Below are 19,430 nucleotides of genomic sequence, written 5' to 3'. Positions count from 1 at the left end.
AATGAAGAATCTAGTGAATTCCGAAATCTGTGGATAACCGGGATTGAGTTCTGCAAATGCTCACGGTGTAGTTTCACGAATGTCATTGTGGGGTGTTTTCGTCTTGCGCAAGGGTGGGTTTCGGTCTATATTTTCCTCACTGGTCTTCGTATGACGCGACGTGAGCCGCGCCGCCGGCGGGATGAATCAGATCTCCTGCCGGCGGCGCTTTTTGGGGCCGGGGCGACGGATCGGGGCTTGCCTCGACCGGTCGGCCCTCGATATCTCAACGATCGACCGCCTCGGCGCCGTTTCATGCTCGAGGGAGGGCATGCACTAGAATCGGATCATTATGGCCTCCACTGATTACTCTTCTGAAATCGCCAACCTCCGCCAGACGTACAAAGCGATTCTCGACGTGTCCGATCTGGACAACCTGCGCGACGAGGTCGCCGAGCTCACGGAGCAGGCGTCGTCGCCGACGTTCTGGGACGACCCTGATACGGCACAGAAGACCTCGGCCAAGCTCTCGCACAAGCAGGGCACCCTGGAGAAGCTCGAGAAGTTCGGCGAACGCATCGACGATGCCGAGCTGCTCGTCGAGATGTCCCAGGACGAAGGTGACTCGGACTCGCTCGAAGAGGCCGACCGTGACATCAGGAAGCTGCGCGATCAGCTGGCCGAACTCGAGATCTCGACCCTGCTCAGCCACGAATACGATGAGCGCTCCGCCGTCGTGACCGTGCGGTCGGGTGCCGGCGGCGACGACGCGACAGACTGGGCGCAGATGCTCACCCGCATGTACGTCCGGTGGGCGGAGAACCGCGGCTACAAGGTCCAGGAGCTCGACACCTCCTATGCCGAAGGTGCGGGCATCAAGTCCGCGACCATCCAGATCGACGCGCCCTACGCCTACGGCACGTTGTCGGTCGAGGCCGGCACACACCGCCTTGTGCGCATCAGCCCCTTCGACAATCAGGGCCGCCGCCAGACCTCCTTCGCCGCCGTCGAGGTGGTCCCGCTCATCGAATCGACCGACCATGTCGACATCGATGAGAACGATCTGCGCATCGACGTCTATCGGTCCTCGGGGCCCGGTGGGCAGTCGGTGAACACGACGGACTCGGCCGTGCGCATCACGCACATCCCCACCGGTGTGGTCGTGAGCATGCAGAACGAGAAGTCCCAGATCCAGAACCGTGAGGCCGCGATGCGTGTCCTTCAGTCGCGACTGCTCGACCTCAAACGCCAGGAAGAGGCCGCACAGAAGAAGGAGCTGGCCGGCGACATCAAGGCCAGCTGGGGCGATCAGATGCGCTCCTACGTCACCCATCCGTACCAGATGGTCAAGGATCTGCGCACCGGCTACGAGGTCAACAATCCCTCGGCCGTCTTCGACGGTGATCTCGACGGACTCATCGAGGCCGGCATCCGCTGGCGCAAGGAACAGGAGATGGCCGAAGAGGCCGAAGCCTGAGCCTGATCCTGCGGGCAACGGTCCTGATTCCTCGGGCAACGGTACCGAGCCGACTCACTCGGTCGATGGCCGACTGAGGGTCGGCCGCCTCGGCGAGGTTTCGACCATCACCGAGGCGACTGTGAACTTCATCAGATCGCAACACACGCCCGGCCGCCTCCGCGAACATCACGGAACTGTTACGTACAGTGGAATCGGCCGAGCCACCCGCAACATGATTGAAGACCGACTTGATCAGATTCGACTCCGTTTCGAAGTCCTACGACACACGTTCCCGCAAAGCACTCGATGACATCTCCTTCGAGGCTGACCGCGGGGAATTCGTGTTCCTCGTCGGGGCGTCCGGCTCGGGAAAGTCCACGGTCATCCGACTCATCCTGCGTGAAGAGGTCCCCAGCTCCGGTCGCATCCACATCGCCGGAAAATCCGTGGTGAAGATGCCCAGCTGGAAGGTGCCCTACCTGCGGCGGGGGATCGGAACCGTGTTCCAGGACTTCCGCCTGCTGCCGAACAAGACCGTGTTCGCGAATGTGGCCTTCGCTCTCCAGGTGATCGGAAAGTCCCGCGCGGCCATGTCGACTCTCGTCCCCGACGTCCTTGAGACCGTGGGCCTGGCAGGCAAGGAGAAGCGGTACCCCAGTGAGCTCTCCGGCGGTGAACAGCAGCGTGTGGCCATCGCCCGCGCCGTGGTCAACAAGCCCGGAATCCTGCTCGCCGACGAGCCGACGGGCAACCTCGACCCGGCGACGAGCGCTGACATCATGAACGTTCTCGAGAAGATCAACCGCAACGGCACCACGGTGCTCATGGCCACCCACGACGGAGAGATCGTCAACCGGATGCGCCGGAGAGTCATCGAACTGCGCGAAGGCGAAATCGTCCGCGACGTCGAAGAAGGCACCTACGGAGTCGCCTCATGAGGGCCGGTTTCATCCTCTCCGAAGTCTGGTCGGGTCTGCGCCGGAACTTCTCCATGGTCATCTCCGTCGTGCTCGTGACCTTCGTGTCCCTGCTCTTCGTCGGTGCCGCGATCCTGCTGCAGATGCAGGTCGGGCAGATGAAGGACTTCTGGTACGACCGCGTGCAGGTCTCAGTGTTCCTGTGCCCACCGGATTCAGAGGCGACGAACTGCGTCGACGGTGAAGTCACGGGCGACCAGAAGGATCAGATCCGGGCCGAACTCGAAAGCTCCGATCTGGCCCCCTATGTCGACAAGGTCTACTTCGAAGACAAGACCGAGGCCTACGAGCACTTCCAGGAGCAGTTCAAGGGCACCAGCCTCGAGGGCACCGTGCCCAAGGACGAGATGAACGAGTCCTTCCGGGTCAAACTCAAGGACGCCGAGAAGTACGACATCATCAAGGAGACGTTCTCGTCGACTCCCGGGGTGGAAGAGGTCGTCGACCAGAATCAGCTGCTCGACCGTCTGTTCGGGGTGCTGAACATCGCGACCATCGTGGCGATCGCGATCGCCGGCATCATGCTGCTGTGCGCGATGCTGCTCATCGCCACCACCATCCGACTCTCCGCGTTCTCGAGACGCCGGGAGACCGGCATCATGAGGCTCGTCGGCGCGTCGAACACCTTCATCCAGATGCCGTTCCTGCTCGAGGGCGTCATCGCCTCGGCCATCGGTGCGACCCTGTCCGCCGGTGCACTGGGGCTGCTCGTCCACTTCGGAGTCAGCGGCTGGCTGCAGTCGCAGGCCACGGGATTCAGCCTCATCTCCGGATGGGACGTTCTCATCATCACCCCCGTGCTCATCATCATCGGCGTGCTCATGGCCGGAGCGTCGTCGCTGATCACGCTGAACAAGTACACGAAGGTCTGAGATGAGACGCAGACTCGGACTCGTCCTCACGGCAGCTGCGCTGGCAGTGGTCATGCCGGTCACCTCGGTAGTGGCCGATCCTCGCGACGACAAGAGCGAGGTCGATGAACGCGTCAAGGAGCTCCAGCAGGAGTTCGAAGGTCTCGACGAAGACCTCGCCCGCGTCATCGCCGAACGCGATGCCGCGCAGGAGAAGCTGCCGGATGCCGAAGCCGAATCGAAGGCCGCCGACGATGCGCTGGCTGAGGCGATCGAGAAGGATGAGGACATGGCCGCGCGCCTCACCTCGGCGGAGAACGCGCAGAAGGATCTCAAGGACACGATCAAGTCCGGCACGGAGGAGATCGACAAGCACAAGACCTCGGCGGCGCGCATCGGACGACAGGCCTACCAGAACTCGGGCATCACCTCCGATCTGGCGATGCTGCTCCAGATGGCCGAGGGCACGAGCGCCGACGGCGGCATCGGCCGTGTCGACTCGGCGGTGCGGTCTCAGCAGCGCACGATCGACAAACTCTCCGAACAGCGGGCGCTGAACAAGAACAACGAAGAGCGGCTCTCAGGCGTGACGGAGAAGATCTCCGACCTCAAGGACGAAGCCGCCGAGGCGGTGCTGGCCAAAGAGGCCGCGCAGGTCGATGCGAAGAAGAAGGCCGACAGCCTCAACGACCTCATCTCCGCGAAGGACGATGCGGAGAAGACGATCTCCGACAACAAGGACAAGACCGAGAAGCAGCTGGCCGATGAGAAGGCCGAGCAGGACCGGTTGGCCGAGAAGGTCCGGGAATGGGAGAAAGAGCAGGAGAAGAAGGGCAAGTTCGTCTTCGGTGACGGAGTCCTGGCCAACCCGGCCAAGGGATACCCGACGACGTCTCCGTTCGGATACCGCGTCCACCCGATCACCGGTGCACGGAAGCTGCACACCGGAATGGACTTCGGCGTTCCCTGCGGAACCCCGATCAGGTCGGCCGGCGACGGAATCGTCGTCACCTCCGGCTGGACGGGCGGATACGGCAATCGCGTCGTCATCTCCCACGGCAAGATCAAGGGCAAATCGATCGCGTCGACGTACAACCACAATACGAAGCTCAAGGTCCACGACGGGCAGAGGGTCAAGAAGGGCGACATCATCTCGTACTCCGGTACGACGGGAGCGTCGACCGGCTGCCACCTGCACTTCGAGATCATGGAGAACGGCGGCTACGTCGACCCCAAACCCTTCATCTTCTAATTGCTACCTGGCGGCGGCCCAGCTACCTCGCGCGAGGTTGCTGGGCCGCCGTCAGGTAGTTCTGGGAGGGGACGGGCGTGCGGAAGGGCGCCGATGGGATAGAATTGATGGCTGTGCCCGCAAACGCGTGCACAGGTGATCGGGAGCAGAGAGGAGGCCGGTCATGCCGAAGGACACAGGCAAGAAAGTCATTGCGAGGAACCGCAAGGCGCGCCACGACTATCACATCGAAGACACGTGGGAGGCCGGGCTCGTACTCACCGGCACCGAGGTGAAGTCGCTGCGCGAAGGCCGAGCCTCGCTCACCGACGGCTTCGCCCTCATCTTCCAGAATGAGGCCTGGCTGGAGAACGTCTACATTCCCGAATACCTGCAGGGGACGTGGACGAATCACTCGGCCCGCCGCCGTCGTAAGCTGCTGCTCCACCGCGAGGAGATCCTCAAAATCTCGCAGAAGGTCAAGGAATCCGGCCGGACCCTGGTCCCGCTGGAGCTGTACTTCGACGGCTCGCGCGTCAAGATCGAGATCGCCCTGGCCCGCGGCAAGCGCGAATGGGATAAGCGACAGGCTCTGCGCGAAGCGCAGGACAAACGCGAAGCCGAACGCGCCATGAAGTCCAAGCAGTACCTGTAAGGGCCGGTCGATGGCGGGTGAGATCCCCGCCATCTCCACCGTCTCCCGGTTCCGTCGCCGAGGCGGTCCGAGCGCATCCGCGCACGCCCGGTCACATATTCGTGGAGTTCAGGGAATGCAATTGGCTCGGTCTGCGTTGTACGAGTATGCTGGATTATCTGATCGGCGCCAGCAGCCGCCTCGGCGGATGAAACAGCTGATCAGGATTGGTAACAGAATATGGGGATGATCGGTTTCGACGTTGGACACTGCGTCGGGAGAAGCGGGCCGAGAATGCAGAGTCACCTCGTTAATGTCCTCTGCAAAACAATAGGTGCTAAGTCTAACAACCGCACCGATTTCGCCCTCGCTGCCTGATAGAGCGCGAGCTGCGAATCCGTCAGCCTAGAGTTGCCTCTGCTCTAGATCCTGGCGTCGCTTAAGAGGCCACTGCTTCAGGCACATGTTGGGGGTGCCTGAGGGACTTTCACTCAACTCCGTTCGTTGGCTTACGTGTTCGTGCGATAGCCAGAACCTAAGACACTAATTCACGAACTGCGCCCGGAGAAGTCCTGACAATCTGCCGACGGACGCGGGTTCGATTCCCGCCATCTCCACGTGTCTAAGCCCCGGATTCCGCAAGGATCCGGGGCTTTTCGCTGTCCGGAGATCCCCAGACATGAAGTTTCACCACATCGACACCGGTGAACACCACCGCCGAGGCGGCCGGACAGTGCCGTTCCCACCTGTCCCTTGGAGAGCGGCTGAGTTCAGCCCCGATGAGATACGGTGGATCCGAGTTCAGAGAGGGGACCGGCACCGATGTTCTATCCGCCGCTGATCGGTTACCTGCTCCTCGCTGTTGTCTGCGTCGTTCTCGTATTGGTCATCCGCGGCGACCGTCTGCCCCGCAATCGTGCAATCGGAATCCGGTCGGCGCTGACGCTGCGGTCCGAGACTGCTTGGAAGGCTGGCCACCGTGCGGCGATTCCCATGCTCATCACCATCAGCATCATCGCCGTCGGGTTCTCGATTGCACTGTTGAGCGTTGAGAACCTCGCCTGGCCGAAGGCAGTCGGAACCGTTCTCGCGGTCTCGGGGTGGCTGCTCATCCTCGGCCTCTTTGTCAGAGTCTGGACGACGGCGAACCGCGCGGCGCGATCCGCGGACAGCTGACCTGCCACGGCGACGATCTCCCACGGCGACGACCGCCATACCGTCGTCTGGGCACCCACTTCGCGACGCCCTCATGAGACCCCGGAGTTCTGGCCACTCGGCCGATCACGATCAGCCAATCGGCCGAGGTCCGGCCTGCTCGAAACGGGAAGGATCGAGGGTGTCAGACAGCAGCCACGCGCCGGCCGTGAAACCCCGGCCCAGCACATTGACTGCTCACTCCGATCCGATAAGGACGCTCCACACTCATGAAGAAGGCACTCATCGCCCTCGGCATCATCGTCATCATCCTCATCGCCCTCATCGGCGGCCTCATCGTGGCTGAGAATCGTGCGAAAGTCGCACTCGAAGCCGACGTCGCCGACTACCTGGACGGCTGCGCGATCACCCCCGACACGATCGACGTCCACGGTCGCCCCTACCTCCTCTATGCCACACAGCACACCGCAGACCTCAGCTACGTCGATCTCGACCCAGCGAAGGGAACGAACAAGGATCAGGTCCTCGTCCACCACCTCGTCGACGGCCACGCCGACCGGCTCACCCGCTTCATCACCTTCGACTACCCGTCAGGCCAGGTCCGGCCGGTGAAGAATCCCGATGACTCCTACACCGAGGTGGCCACCATCGACGGCAAGAGGGTGACCTTCTCCGCCCGGGCGGAGGGCAACCGGCTCGATGTTCTTGCCGACGGGCGTTCCCTCACCGACCGCGCCCTGCCGCAGGCGGCCGAAGTGCGGAACGTGTCCGCGGGAGACGATGGCGTGGTTGTCGAGGTCGAATACTCTGACACCGACTGCCGCTGACACCGACTGCCGCCGATTTGGTCAGCGCAGCGCACGACACTGCCGATCCCGAGAAACCAGAACCTGGCATCCGGCGTTGACTAGACTGTGAGCAAATGAGACGACTCCTCACCTGGCTGTGGCTGATCCCGGTCCCGCTGACCTTCGCCTTCGAACTGCTCGTCGGCAGCGGGTGGCCGCTGATCCTCGGCAACATCATCGCCGTCGCCGTGGCCCTGCCCATTTTCATTCGAGCTCAGTTGCGTCCGGGACGGTCTGCACGGCTGGAGTGGGCCGTCCTCGGACTGCTCGGCGGCCTCGCCCTAGCCGCCGTCGCCGCCACGCTGAGTCTGACGACTCTGTGGCTGAGCTTGACGGTGCTGGCGATGCTTGCCCGAACGTCGTCGAGCCGGATGAGCATCGCCTCCATTGTCGTTCTCGCAGTCGCGAACATCGTCTGTCCCCTGGTCATGGCCGACGGTGCGACTTTCGCGCTCATGGTGTTCGCCCTGATCGTCGCCGCGATCGCGATCGGTCTGATGCTGCGATCGAATGACCGCACACTGATCGAGAGACAGGCCACCGCCACCGAGGCGGAACGACGTCGCATCGCCACCGAACTCCACGACCTCATCGCCCACGAGGTGACCGGAATCGTCGTCCTCGCCCAAGCCGCCGGGCGCAGCGACAACCCGGACCTGAGAACAACGGCCCTGGTGAAGATCGAAGATTCGGGGACCCGCGCGCTCGAGGAGATCCGCCGCCTCGTCTCCGATGCCCGCAGTGACACGCGAACCGATGCCTCACCCGTCACCGCTGAGGGAACGGTGTCCGGTCCTGGCCCGGAGACCGCTTCCCGCACCCCGATCGCTTCGGGCCCGCAGGCTCTGCGCGACCGGGTCGCGGCGTTCGGCGAGTCCGCGACGATCACAATCGACACCCCCACCGAGGTGGCCGCCCCGGTCTGGCCCGTCCTCGACCGTGTACTCGTCGAATCCCTGACGAACGTGCGCCGTCACGCCGGCGCCGATGTCCCGGTGACGGTCACCGTCATGACCGAGCCCACCACCCCGACTGACTCAGCCGAAAACCTCGCCGGGCCCGACGCTCTCGGCACTCTGACCATGACCGTGACCAACGGACCCGGTTCCGGTGGGGTCGGTGCCGGTAGCGGCACGGGACTGAACAGTCTGCGCGTGAGGGTGAGCCACCTCGGCGGGAGGATCGAGGCGGGACCCGAACCCGGGGGAGGATGGAGCGTGGTCGCGCGATTGCCGCTCAATCCAGTGAACGACCACCGAACAGGGGAGAGCCGATGATCACCGTCGCTGTCGTCGACGATCAGGAGATGGTGCGGATGGGATTCTCACTCATCCTTGACGCCGAAGCCGATATCCGTGTCATCGGGCAAGCCGCCGACGGAGTCGACGCGATCACTCTTGTCAAACGCGAACAGCCCGATGTGGTGCTGCTCGATATTCGCATGCCGCGCCTCGACGGTTTGGCTGCGCTTCCGCGACTGATTCCGTATTCGCAGGTCATCATGGTCACCACCTTCGACGATGATGACTATGTCGATGCGGCTCTCGCCGGGGGAGCCAGTGGCTTCCTGCTCAAGGACGCCGGAGCCGACCTCCTGCTCGCCGGAGTCCGAGCGGCGGCGAACGGCGATGCGCTCATCTCGCCCTCGCTCACTCTCGACCTGCTCCGACGGCGCACCACAGCACCCCGGTCGGAGACCGCGTACATCGACCGCCTCAGCGACCGGGAGGCCGAGATCGCGAAGCTCGTTGCCGTGGGGCGAACGAACCAGGAGATCTGTGCCGAGCTCTTCATCTCACTCGGCACCGTGAAGACCCACCTGGGCAGCATCCAGACCAGACTCGATGCCCGCAACCGCGTCGAGATCGCCGCCCGGATGTGGGAATCCGGGGTCATGAACTCCAACGGCTGAGGAGCGCGAACTCTTCTCCCACGGTGCAGTCGTCCCACTCACCTCAACCGCCGCACCCACCTCAACCGCCGCACCCACCTCATTCCGCCAGTCGTGCCGGGATCAGCCGAATGGCCGACCCCGTTCGTCGATTCTCGGTCGCACGGCCGATGCGCCAGATCTCCGATCCGGGAAGGATAATAGCCATGACACGACCTCAACCCGACACCACACGCCCTGCCGACAACGTGAGCCCTGCCGACACGGCGAGGCTCGCCGCCACCGCGAGCCCTGCCGATATCCGATCTCGACCCCGCATCGCCGCACTCGACGTCATCCGCGGGTTCGCCCTGTGCGGGATCCTGCTGGTCAACCTGCCGCCGATCTTCGGGCTCGGCGTCGAGGGTGGGGGCCTCGACTTCTACCGTTTCTACGAAGACTTCGTGCAGAACCGCTTCTTCCCGATCTTCTCGTTCCTCTTCGGAATCGGGTTCGGGCTCATGTGGCTGTCCGACCGGAACCGCAGCCACCGACCGCGCCTGGCTCTGCTGCGCCGGTTCGCCTTCCTCGGCATCCTCGGTGGGCTCCATCAGCTCCTCCAACCCGGCGAGGCGCTGCTTCCATATGCGCTCGCCGGGATCGTCTTCCTGCTGCCGGCCACGTGGATCGCCGACCGGTGGCGGAACGTCATCACTACGATCCTCGGCGTCGTTCTGCTCATCGCCGGAGTGGCCACCGGAGGCGGAATGGCCGTCATCCCCGGACTCTTCCTGCTCGGCTTCGCCATCGGCGGCAGCGATTTCCTCCGATCCGTGCTCAACCGCCCGGGACGAGTCGCGATCGCCGGTGGTCTCGCACTGATCGTGGCGGTCGTCGGCTTCGCCGTGACGGACTACACGACCCGTCAGGTCGACCAGTGGATCAATGCCGGCCTGGGCCTGTGTATGGCCCTGACCTATATCGTCGCCATCCTGTTGCTCCTGCGCACCCCCGCCGAGGCGGTCCTGAAGTCCGTATTCGCACCGCTGGGTCGGATGGCGCTGAGCAACTACATCGGCGCCACCGTCATCCTTGTCGCCGTTCGGCTGGCAGCGCCCGACCTCGCCCGGTTCGACGACCACGGAGGATACGTCGCCGGACTCGTCATCTGTGCCGCGATCATCATCGTCCAGGTCGTCGTCTCAACTCTGTGGCTGCGCCGGTTCGGACAGGGCCCGCTGGAGAAGCTGTGGCGCCTCGTCACCTGGGGCCGGTCGGCAGAGGGCCGAAATCAGAACCGCAAACAGCCGGGCACCCTCACGAGTTCACGCGAATGACCTCTTCTTGGTACGGTGCGATGATCTCGCCGGAGATCCGCAGGTCGAGGAGCAGGAAGGGCCGTTCGTCGACCGGGCGGGACCTCCACTCCTCGACCACGGCGAGATCGGATAGGGTGCGGACGGCGACGCCGAGCCCACCTGCGGCCGTCGCGAGGGCCGCGAAATCGATCTCGTCGATGAGCATGGGCGACTTCTCCAGCCCCTTGAGCCCGTACAGGTTGACTTCGGCGCCGTAGGCCGCGTCGTTGAAGACCACAGCCATACCGCGACCGCCGGCCACCCGGATCGCGGTGTCGAGGTCGGACAGTGCCATGGCTCCGCCGCCGTCACCGGTGGTGAGCACGATCGTCGAGCCCGGGTTTGCGCGGGCGGCCCCGGCGACGCTGTGCCAACCGAGTCCGATCGATTGGAAGGCGGTGCCGACCATCGCCAGCCGGTCCGGTGCGCTGGGCTCCCAGAACATGTTCGCCCACGCGATGAAATGTCCGCCGTCGGAGACGACGACCCGATCCTCGGGGAGAACCTCGCCGAGGCGGTTCGCCGCCGCACGCGGATCGAGCCGACCATCCTCGGCGAGCTCCGACCCGACGACGTAGGCACGGTCGGCAGCGGTGTCGACGGAATCGTGCCAGCGTGTGTCGGCGCTGTCCGAGCTCCCAGCACTGCCGGTGCCGGTCGCCGCCAGGCGCGCGATGAGTTCGGCGGCGGCGAGTTTCGCATCGGCGCGGATGAAGCCTCCGACGCGGGCGTTCGTGGCGCGGTCGTCGGTGTCGATCTGCCATACCGTCGTCGAGGGATGGAAGAGGTCTCCGAAACGCATGGTGAACTGATTGAGCGAGGCACCGAAGACCACGGCCACATCGGCTTCGCGGATCCGTTCCATCGCGGCCGGGGCACCGAATCCGCCGGCGACTCCCAAGTCGTGTTCGGCAGCCGGGAAGATGTTGCGGCCCAGCGCGGTCGTCACGGTGAGCGCTCCCGTGATGTCCACGAGTTCACCGAGTTCGGACTCGGCTCCGGCCAACCAGGCTCCGCGGCCGGCGAGCAGCAGGGGACGCTTCGCTCCAGCCAGATCTGTCGCGAGGCGTGCAAGAGCAGCATGAGCGAATTCGCCGGTCGGTGCCATCGGCGACGGGCGGCTGGGACCGGGCACGGCCGGGACCTCACCGAGGTCCAGAGTCGAGACATCGTAGGGGATGGCCAGGACAACGGGCACCCGGTATGTCAGCGCATGCTCGATCGCGGTCACGGTGGCTGCGGCGGCATCGCCCCGACCGACGGTGTAGGTGCGCACACCCACAGCCGAGGCCATCGCGATCTGGTCGACGTCCCAGGGGCGGGGACCGGACGTGGGCTCATCCCCGACGACGAGGACGAGGGGAACTCGGGCTTGTGCCGCCTCGGCGAGGGCGGTGAGCGTATTCGTGAACCCGGCACCATAGGTCGTGGTGGCCACGGCGATCCGCCCGGAGGTGCGGAAGTGAGCGTCGGCGGCGACGACGGCACCGGCTTCGTGCCGGACGGCGGTGTAGGTTGCCGAGGTGTCACGCAGCAGGGCGTCGAGGAAGTAGGCGTTGCCGTTGCCCATGAGGCCGAAGACCTCGTCTATGTGGGCGGCAAGGGTGTGCGCGACGTGCGCGGAGGTATGAGCCATGGCAGGCCTTTCGCGAATGAGATATGGAAATGAGGGATCCATATATGTCTCACACGCGCGGTTTGCGGCTTCGTGCTCCTTTTTCGAGCACCGGCTGATGTGTGCTCGCCCTGGGCGCCCATTTCTGGGGCTGCCGCGGGCGGCTCAGCCTGACTCTCCGAATATAAGTGACTGTGGTCTGAGACACCAAGTCGAGCGACGCCCAGTGCGCACCTCGCACCCATCAGAACTACCTGACGGCGGCCCAGATACCTCGCGCGAGGTTGCTGGGCCGCCGTCAGGTAGCAACTAGCGGGTGATGCGTTCCTTCCAGGCGGCCATGACCTCGGGCGAGGTCGGCTTCGACGCGAAGGACCCGATGAGGTAGCCGACCAGCGAGGCGATGAGACCGAGGTAGATGGCCTCGTTGGCGTAGATGCCCGCCACGATCATGACGACCACGGTGGTCACAGCGCCGAGGATCATGCCGGCCATGACGCCGACGATCGTTCCGCGCTTGAACACGAGACCGCCGAGGATCGGGATGAACAGACCGGCCACCAGCAGGTTGTAGGCCACGGTGAGCGCCTCGACGACGCTGGGCATGATCATCGCGAGCACCAGCGTGACGACGCCGAGCACGATGAGGTAGATGCGCGAGTCGCGCACCTCGTCACCGGTCTCGCGGACCAGCGACCGCACGAGCGTCGACTTCGCACCCGAGCCGGAAATGCCGGACGCACTCGCCGAGGTGTCCGATCCATCCGTCGCCGTATCCTTCGCACCGGCTCCCGCACCGACGCCGTCGCCGTCTTCAGGAACGATGTCCTTGCGGGCGAGGATCGGTTCGACGATGTCCTGACGACAGACGGTCGAAGCGGCCATGAGCGAACCCGATGCCGTCGACATCATCGCGGCCAGGGCCGCAGCGAGCACGATTCCGGCGAGCACCGGAGACATCGAAGCATCGACGACGGCGACGAACACATCGTCCTGGACCTCGATGCCGGGCACGATCTTCGTCGCGGCCATGCCGATGAGCGCACCGGCGACAGCGTAGAGCAGGCAGTAGACGCCGGCAGAGAAGCCGCCCCACCGGGCCACGCCCGGGCTGCGTGCGGTGAACACGCGCTGCCAGATGTCCTGGCCGATGAGCAGACCGAGGGTGTAGATGAGGATGTAGCCGAGGATCGCCTCCCAGCCGATGCCCACCGGTGAGGTGTGCGATTCGGGCAGCGAGGAGAACAGCTCGGAGATGCCTCCGGACTTCGAGAGCACGAGCGGCAGCATGATGAGGAAGATGCCGATCGTCTGGATGAAGAACTGCACGAAGTCCGTCAGCGTGATCGACCACATGCCGCCGAGCATCGAATAGAGGATGACGATGCCGCCGCCGATGAGCACCGACCACACCTTGTTGAGATCGAACAGGGCATGGAAGACCGTGGCATAGGCGACCGTCGACGTCGTCGAGATCATCAGACCGTAGGCGGTCATGATCGCTCCGGAGACGAAGCGGGAGCCCCTGCCGTAGCGGAGTTCGAGCATCTGCGAGACCGTGTAGATCTCGAGCTTCTGAATCTTCGGAGCGAAGAACAGCGAGAGCGCGATGATGCCCAAGCCGATCGCGAACACGAGCCACATTCCCGACAGCCCGGCCGTGTAGCCCAAGCCGACACCGCCGATCGTCGACGCGCCGCCGAGGACGACGGCCGACATCGTGCCGGTGTACAGCAGTCCGCCGAGGCGGCGCCCCGCGACCAGGAAGTCCTCCTGGTTATGGGCCTTGAAGCGGCCCCAGACTCCGAATCCCACCATCGCGGCGAGATAGATGATGACTACCAAAGAGTCCACAGCGACCCTTTCTGTTGGATCGGCTCAGTGACCGACGGTGATGTGAATGGCGGTGGGAACGGTACGATCGAGCGCTTCGGCAATGGCCTGCGGCAGAGCGGAATCGATGTCCGCCTCGGCGATCGTCACCCCGGCCCCGCCCATGGACTCGCCGAGTTTCGCGAAGTCCGGACGGGCGAGCCTGACAGCGAAGGGTTCGATGTCGCGGTCGACCATCTGACCTTCGATCTCCGCATATCCGCCGTTGTCGACGACGACGAAGGGGATGCCCAGTCCCAGCTCGGCCGCGGTCATGAGCTCCTGGATTGAGAACATGGCCGCTCCATCGCCGAGGATGCACACGACCGGTCGCGCAGGATCGGCGACCTTCGCTCCGAGGGCAGCGGGAATACCGTAGCCCAGGGTGGCGAATCCCGGCATATAGAGCAGCTGATCGGGTGTGCTCGCCGTCAGCGCGTGCACCGTGCCGTCGTAGGTGACCTGCGAAGAGTCACCGGAGATGACGACGGTCGATCCCGCTCCCTCTTCGACGAGCCGGGTGACCCGGGCGCCGATCGCATCGAAGTCGAAATCGGTGGCCCAGCCCTCCCGGATCCGGGCGACCCGAGTCGCCCCGGATTCCTTCGCCGAGGCGGCCGATCCGTGTCGTTCGGACGAATCCGTCCCGTCATCGTTCGCCGAGGCGGCGCCGTCGTTTCCGATTCCGAGCGCGCTCATGAGCGCGGCGAGGAACTCGGAAGTATCCGCGCAGGCGAGGATGTCCCCGGGCAGGTTCTTGTTCAGCTGGTCGGGGTCGATATCGCAGCGGATGACGGTCTGTCCGGCAGACTCATCACGCACACCGATGCTCGTCTGCGCTCCGATGACTCCGCCCCACAAGTCGGAATCGGCCAATTCGGAGCCGAGCACGATGAGCACATCTGCCGCCGCGGATTCGGCCTGCACGCTGGGGAAGCGCACATTCGAACCCAACGACAGCGGATGCGTCTCGGACACGATTCCCTTGCCGTTGGCCGTCGTCGCCAGCGGAGCGTCGAGGCCCTCGACGAGACGAGCCACCTCGGCGTGGGCGCCCCTGGCGCCGCCGCCGGCGATGACCAGCGGACGCTTCGCCGTACGGATCGCCTCGGCGGCGCGGGACACGACATGATCATCGAGTCCGGGACGGCGACCCGCGAACGGGACCGGAACGCTGCCGTTCCACGCGCCCTCGAGCACGTCGAGGGGAACCTCGATATGCACGGGTCCGGGACGAGCCGAGCCGAACATGGCGAACGCCTCGGCGACGGCCTGAGCTGCACCTTCGGCAGTGCGGGTGCGCTGGGAGGACACAAGGAGGTGGCCCACCGCACCGGAGGAGTCCTTCGTCTCGTGCAGCATGCCGACGTCGGCACGTTCGAACCCGGTGGGCACACCGGGGGAGAGGATGAGCATCGGGCGGGACTCGGCGTAGGCCGTCGCGGCGGCGGTGATGACATTCGTCAGCCCCGGTCCCGAGGTCGTGATGACGACCCCGGGTTTGCCGGAGACGAGGAAGTACCCGTCGGCACCGTAGCCGGCACCCTGCTCGTGGCGGGGAGTCACGGCGCGGATCCCGAACTCCGGCAGATGCCGATAGAACTCGAGATTGTGCGTGCCGGGGATGCCGAAGATGGTGTCGACTCCGTGGGCGGCCAGGGTCGCCACCACTGCACGGCCGCCGTTGCGGACATTCGTTTCGGTACTCATTCAGATACCGAGGGCGCTGCCGGACGGGCCGGAGGGAGCGGTGACTCCGTTGTTCTCCGCTGCCCAGAGGGACAGGACCTCGTAGCCGACATGGGCGGCGGCGAGTCCGGTGACCTCGGCATGATCGTAGGCCGGGGCGACTTCGACGATCTCGGCGCCGACGACATTGAGTCCCTGGAGCCCGCGGATCGAGTTGAGCAGCTCACGGCTGGTCATTCCACCCGCCTCGGGGGTGCCGGTGCCGGGTGCGGCGGCCGGATCGAGGACGTCGATGTCGACGGACAGGTAGACCGGAGCGTCGCCGAGGCGACCCCGCATCCGGGCGACGACGTCCTGGACGGAGGTGAACTGGTATTCGTCGCTGCGGATGATCTGGAAGCCGAGCACCTCATCATCCTCGAGATCCTTCTCCCCATAGAGGGGGCCGCGGATGCCGATGTGCATCGAAGCGGTCATGTCGATGAGGCCCTCTTCGCTGGCGCGACGGAAGGGAGTGCCGTGGGTGTAGGGCGCACCGAAGTAGGTGTCCCAGGTGTCCAGGTGCGCATCGAAGTGGAGGACGGCGATCTTGCCGTGAGTCTTGTGCAGGGAGCGCAGGTTCGGCAGGGCCAGGGTGTGATCCCCGCCGAGGGTGAGCAGCTTGGCCCCGTCGGCGCGCATCGCGTCGGCGTTGGCCTCGACGGTGGTGATGGCCTCTTCGATATCGAAGGGATTGACGCCGAGGTCACCGCAGTCGGCGACCTGCTGCCAGGTGAACGGGTGGACGTTCGTGGCCTGGTTGTATGGGCGCAGCAGCTTCGAGGACTGGCGGATGTGAGCGGGTCCGAAACGGGCACCCGGACGGTAGCTGACGCCGGCGTCGAAGGGGATGCCGATGACCTTGACGTCGACCTTCTCGCCGGGACGCTCGGCTTCGACTTCATCGATGCGCGGCAGCAGTCCGAACGTCGGGGGTCCTGCGTAGCGGGGTGTCTTGCTGTAGTCGGCTGGGCCGAGCGGCTGAGACGTCACTGGCTTGCTCCTTCGTCGTAGCGGCTGACCCGACCCGGACGGGCCGGAGGTGATGCCCTCAGCCTAGGACGTGGGTCACACAACACCGATATCCATAGGGGTGCATTTGGAACCAGTGCTGTCCGGCATGGATAGAATCGGGTGCATGGTCACCTTGGAACAGATCTGGTCACGCGCAGAACTCGCGCTCGAGGTCATCGTCGATTCGCCCACCGCAGCGGAGCAGAACGTCACGATCGTGCACTCCTCGGAGCTGCCGGAGGTCGACGAATGGCTCGCCGGCGGTGAGGTGCTGCTGACGATCGGGGTCGGTCAGGACCTCGGCGGGGACACGGTCGGGGACTATGTGCGCCGCCTCAAGTCTGTCGGCGTGCATGCGCTCGGCATCGGGCTGGGCTCCGACCTGCCGTGGCAGCAGGTTCCGCCGAAGCTCGTCGCCGCCGCGCAGGAGGCGGGGCTGGCGCTGTTCGGCGTGCCCGAGCCGGTTCCGTTCGTCGCCGTCGTCGATGCCTTCACCCGGATGCGTGAGGCCGAGACCAACCGGGAGCTGACCCGGGCGAGCAGCGCCGCCCGCCGTTTCGCAACCGCATTGGCCGGGGAGGGGCCCGCGGCGCTTGTGGCCGATCTGGCAGAGACGCTGGAGGCTCCGGTCCGGTTCGTCTCGCCGACCGGCAGGGCGTTGAGCGGGGACGATGCCGAGGAAGACGTGCGTTCGGCACTCATCGAGGAATCACTGAAACCGACGTCAGGGCCTCGCCTGATCCGCACCGGTTCGCGGATCGTCGAGGCCGTTCCGATCGGGGGTGATCATCCGCTCGGGTGGATCCTCACCCCCGCCGAGGCGGCCGGATCTCCGAAGACGCGTGCCCTGCTGCTGTCGACCGCCTCGGCGCTGTTGGCGATGTCGTTGGCGGATCTGCCCGTTCCCTCCGGTCGTGCGCTGCTCTTCGACGCCGATCTCAGCGACGAGGAAGCACGTGGGGAGTGGGCCCGGGTGACGGGGTTGGCGCCGGTGGCGACGGTGGGGATGCGCGTCTTCGGCGGTGTCCGTGGGGACTCCGCCGAACGCCTCATCGCCGATATCGTCGGTCGGAGCCTGCTCACCCGCACCGGTTCGCTGCTCGGGGTGGTCGGGGCGCAGGAACGCGGACTCGATGAGCTGGTGACGAGGGCCGCCGAGGTCACCGGCTTGGACATGCTCGCGGAGAAGAGGCTGCCGTTGGGTCAGCTCCATCACACGTGGATGCTGTGGCGGACCCAGCACGAGTCCGAGGCCTCCGAGGTCAGGGCGCTGCTGTCGGCGGTCGATGAGGAGGCGGCCGACCGGTTCGTCGATCGGGTTCTCGGCGAACTCTTTCGGGCACGCGGCGGTCAGGAGCTGTTGGAGACTCTCCGGGCCTTCATCGCCGCGTCCGGGGCACGCGAGCGCATTGCCGCCGAATTGGGAGTCCACCGGCATACTGTGCGGGCGCGGTTGGCGAAGATCGAGAAGCTGCTCGGCCGGGACCTCTCCCGTGCCGAAACGTTGCAGGCGGTGTCGTTGGCACTCGAACTCGCTGAACTCTAGGCACACCTCTCACCGGCCGCTCGGCACGGTGCTCCGCGCGGCGGTGCCCTCTGACTACTCCTCGAAGTGTTCGATGCGGAAGCGTTCGGCGATCTCAAGCACTCGGGCGAGGGCTTCGTCTTCGCCGATGCTGATGCGCACACCGGCGCCGAGGTTGCGCACTGCCACGGCCTGTTCGACGCAGGCATCTTCGAAGGCAGCTGATTTCTCGCCCAGCGGCAGCCAGACGTAGTTCGCCTGTGCTTCGGGCACATCCCAGCCCTGTTCGCGCAGTGCAGCTGCGAAGGCATCGCGGGTCTGTGCGATCTCGCCGGCCCGCTCGATGACCTCGTCCCAGTGCTTGAGGGATTCGAGCGCGGCGGCCTGACTGAGGTCGGTGACGCCGAAGGGGATGACGGCCTTGAGCAGCCCCGCGATGACAGGCGGGTGGGCGACGGCGTAGCCGACACGCAGCCCGGCGAGTCCGTGTGCCTTGGAGAAGGTGCGGAGCAGAACGAGATTCGGATAGTCGCGGACAAGACCGAGTCCATCGGCTCGTCCGGGCACGGTGGCGAACTCCCAGTACGCTTCGTCGAGGGCGACGAGGACGTGCTCAGGCACCTTGTCGAGGAAGGTGCGGACCTCGTCGTCGCGCAGCACCGGGCCGGTCGGGTTGTTCGGTGAGCACAGGATGATGAGGCTGGTGGCCTCCGTGATCGCCGCCGCCATCGCGTCGAGGTCGTGGCGGCCTTCTGCCGTCAGCGGTACTTCGCGGCGGGTGGACCCGACGAGCCCGGTGGTCTGCGGATACATCTCGAACGACGGCCACGGATAGATCGCCTCGGTGGTGACGTCCGAGGAGATCTGGGTCAGCGCGACGAGCAGTTCGCTGGCACCGGTGGTGACGACGAGCTGATCCAGTCCGACACCGAGGCGGTCGGCCAGTCCCTGACGCAGCGCCAGTGCCGCGTCGTCGGGGTAGAGCGCGGGGTTCGTCGCGTGAGCGATCATGGTCTCGAGGACTGCCGGCAGGGGCGGCAGGAAGTTCTCGTTCGAGGAGAGTTTGAACGACTCGAGTCCTTCGACCTGGCGAGGAGGTTTGCCCGGAATATAGGGCGGGAAGGTCTCCAGAGCTGCCCGCAGTCGCGGTGACGGTGCCGAGGGTGCAGACGCCGAAGCGGCGGAGCCGGATGCGCTCGAGGACGACGTCCCGGGCGCGGAGGAGGAAGCAGAATCTGAAGCAGCGGGGTCGGAGACGTTCATGGACTCATGATGTCACAGCGGATCAGCGCTGCCGCTAGTCGCCGGAGTGGT

16 protein-coding genes and 1 other RNA gene are annotated in these 19,430 nt (G+C 65.3%); 12 read left to right on the top strand and 5 right to left on the bottom strand.

The annotated features are described in order from the left end of the window. The first annotated feature begins 331 nt into the window (after positions 1-331). The 11 genes from prfB (at position 332) to AC3CD9_RS09705 (ending at position 10,341) form a co-directional block, all read left to right on the top strand. On the top strand, positions 332-1,456 hold the full coding sequence (gene prfB, locus AC3CD9_RS09755; RefSeq protein WP_488367429.1) for a peptide chain release factor 2: 1,125 nt from the start codon (positions 332-334) through the stop codon (positions 1,454-1,456). Between the two features lie 230 nt (positions 1,457-1,686). Continuing rightward, positions 1,687-2,376 carry a cell division ATP-binding protein FtsE gene (gene ftsE, locus AC3CD9_RS09750; protein WP_139908579.1) on the top strand — a complete coding sequence of 230 codons (690 nt, stop codon included), beginning with the start codon at positions 1,687-1,689 and terminating at the stop codon, positions 2,374-2,376. Next, a complete protein-coding gene (gene ftsX, locus AC3CD9_RS09745) occupies positions 2,373-3,287 on the top strand; it encodes a permease-like cell division protein FtsX (protein ID WP_488367428.1) in 915 nt (304 codons plus the stop codon). Before ftsE ends, ftsX begins: the two co-directional genes overlap by 4 nt. Position 3,288: 1 nt before the next feature. Continuing rightward, positions 3,289-4,518 (top strand): peptidoglycan DD-metalloendopeptidase family protein, encoded by a 1,230-nt coding sequence (locus AC3CD9_RS09740; RefSeq protein ID WP_259357733.1) that lies wholly within the window; start codon positions 3,289-3,291, stop codon positions 4,516-4,518. A gap of 163 nt (positions 4,519-4,681) precedes the next feature. Beyond that, on the top strand, positions 4,682-5,152 hold the full coding sequence (gene smpB / locus AC3CD9_RS09735) for an SsrA-binding protein SmpB (RefSeq protein WP_488367427.1): 471 nt from the start codon (positions 4,682-4,684) through the stop codon (positions 5,150-5,152). 221 nt (positions 5,153-5,373) lie between these two features. Continuing rightward, positions 5,374-5,751, top strand: a transfer-messenger RNA (tmRNA) gene (gene ssrA, locus AC3CD9_RS09730). Between the two features lie 169 nt (positions 5,752-5,920). Continuing rightward, positions 5,921-6,307 (top strand): SdpI family protein, encoded by a 387-nt coding sequence (locus AC3CD9_RS09725; protein WP_488367426.1) that lies wholly within the window; start codon positions 5,921-5,923, stop codon positions 6,305-6,307. Positions 6,308-6,555: 248 nt separating this feature from the next. Next, positions 6,556-7,113, top strand: a complete 558-nt coding sequence (locus tag AC3CD9_RS09720; RefSeq protein ID WP_488367425.1) for a hypothetical protein — start codon at positions 6,556-6,558, stop codon at positions 7,111-7,113. A 95-nt stretch (positions 7,114-7,208) separates the two neighbouring features. Beyond that, entirely contained in the window at positions 7,209-8,411 is a 1,203-nt protein-coding gene (locus AC3CD9_RS09715) for a sensor histidine kinase (RefSeq protein WP_488367424.1), read from the top strand. Further along, a complete protein-coding gene (locus tag AC3CD9_RS09710; RefSeq protein ID WP_488367423.1) occupies positions 8,408-9,046 on the top strand; it encodes a response regulator in 639 nt (212 codons plus the stop codon). The genes AC3CD9_RS09715 and AC3CD9_RS09710 overlap by 4 nt, the downstream gene beginning before the upstream one ends. A gap of 185 nt (positions 9,047-9,231) precedes the next feature. After that, the gene (locus AC3CD9_RS09705) at positions 9,232-10,341 is read left to right on the top strand and encodes a DUF418 domain-containing protein (protein WP_488367422.1); all 1,110 of its coding nucleotides are present in this window, start codon (positions 9,232-9,234) and stop codon (positions 10,339-10,341) included. Here AC3CD9_RS09705 and AC3CD9_RS09700 read toward each other — a convergent pair. From AC3CD9_RS09700 to speB, 4 genes are all read right to left on the bottom strand, one after another. Beyond that, the gene (locus tag AC3CD9_RS09700; RefSeq protein ID WP_488367421.1) at positions 10,322-11,998 is read right to left on the bottom strand and encodes a thiamine pyrophosphate-binding protein; all 1,677 of its coding nucleotides are present in this window, start codon (positions 11,996-11,998) and stop codon (positions 10,322-10,324) included. The two genes, AC3CD9_RS09705 and AC3CD9_RS09700, sit on opposite strands and share 20 nt — an antisense overlap. A gap of 288 nt (positions 11,999-12,286) precedes the next feature. Next, entirely contained in the window at positions 12,287-13,831 is a 1,545-nt protein-coding gene (locus AC3CD9_RS09695; protein WP_488367420.1) for a sodium:solute symporter family protein, read from the bottom strand. 24 nt (positions 13,832-13,855) lie between these two features. Then, entirely contained in the window at positions 13,856-15,559 is a 1,704-nt protein-coding gene (locus tag AC3CD9_RS09690) for a thiamine pyrophosphate-binding protein (protein WP_488367419.1), read from the bottom strand. Further along, positions 15,560-16,570, bottom strand: a complete 1,011-nt coding sequence (speB, locus tag AC3CD9_RS09685) for an agmatinase (protein WP_488367417.1) — start codon at positions 16,568-16,570, stop codon at positions 15,560-15,562. It abuts the gene before it with no gap. 145 nt (positions 16,571-16,715) lie between these two features. Between speB and AC3CD9_RS09680 the strand changes: the two genes are divergently transcribed. Next, a complete protein-coding gene (locus tag AC3CD9_RS09680; RefSeq protein ID WP_488367416.1) occupies positions 16,716-18,137 on the top strand; it encodes a PucR family transcriptional regulator in 1,422 nt (473 codons plus the stop codon). 54 nt (positions 18,138-18,191) lie between these two features. Here the strand turns inward: AC3CD9_RS09680 and AC3CD9_RS09675 are convergent, their stop codons facing one another. After that, entirely contained in the window at positions 18,192-19,379 is a 1,188-nt protein-coding gene (locus tag AC3CD9_RS09675; protein ID WP_488367415.1) for a histidinol-phosphate transaminase, read from the bottom strand. Positions 19,380-19,430 lie beyond the last annotated feature (51 nt).

It is taken from the genome of Brevibacterium sp. MGP-B1 (genome assembly GCF_057766545.1).
This window is presented reverse-complemented; position numbering and strand designations above follow the sequence as displayed.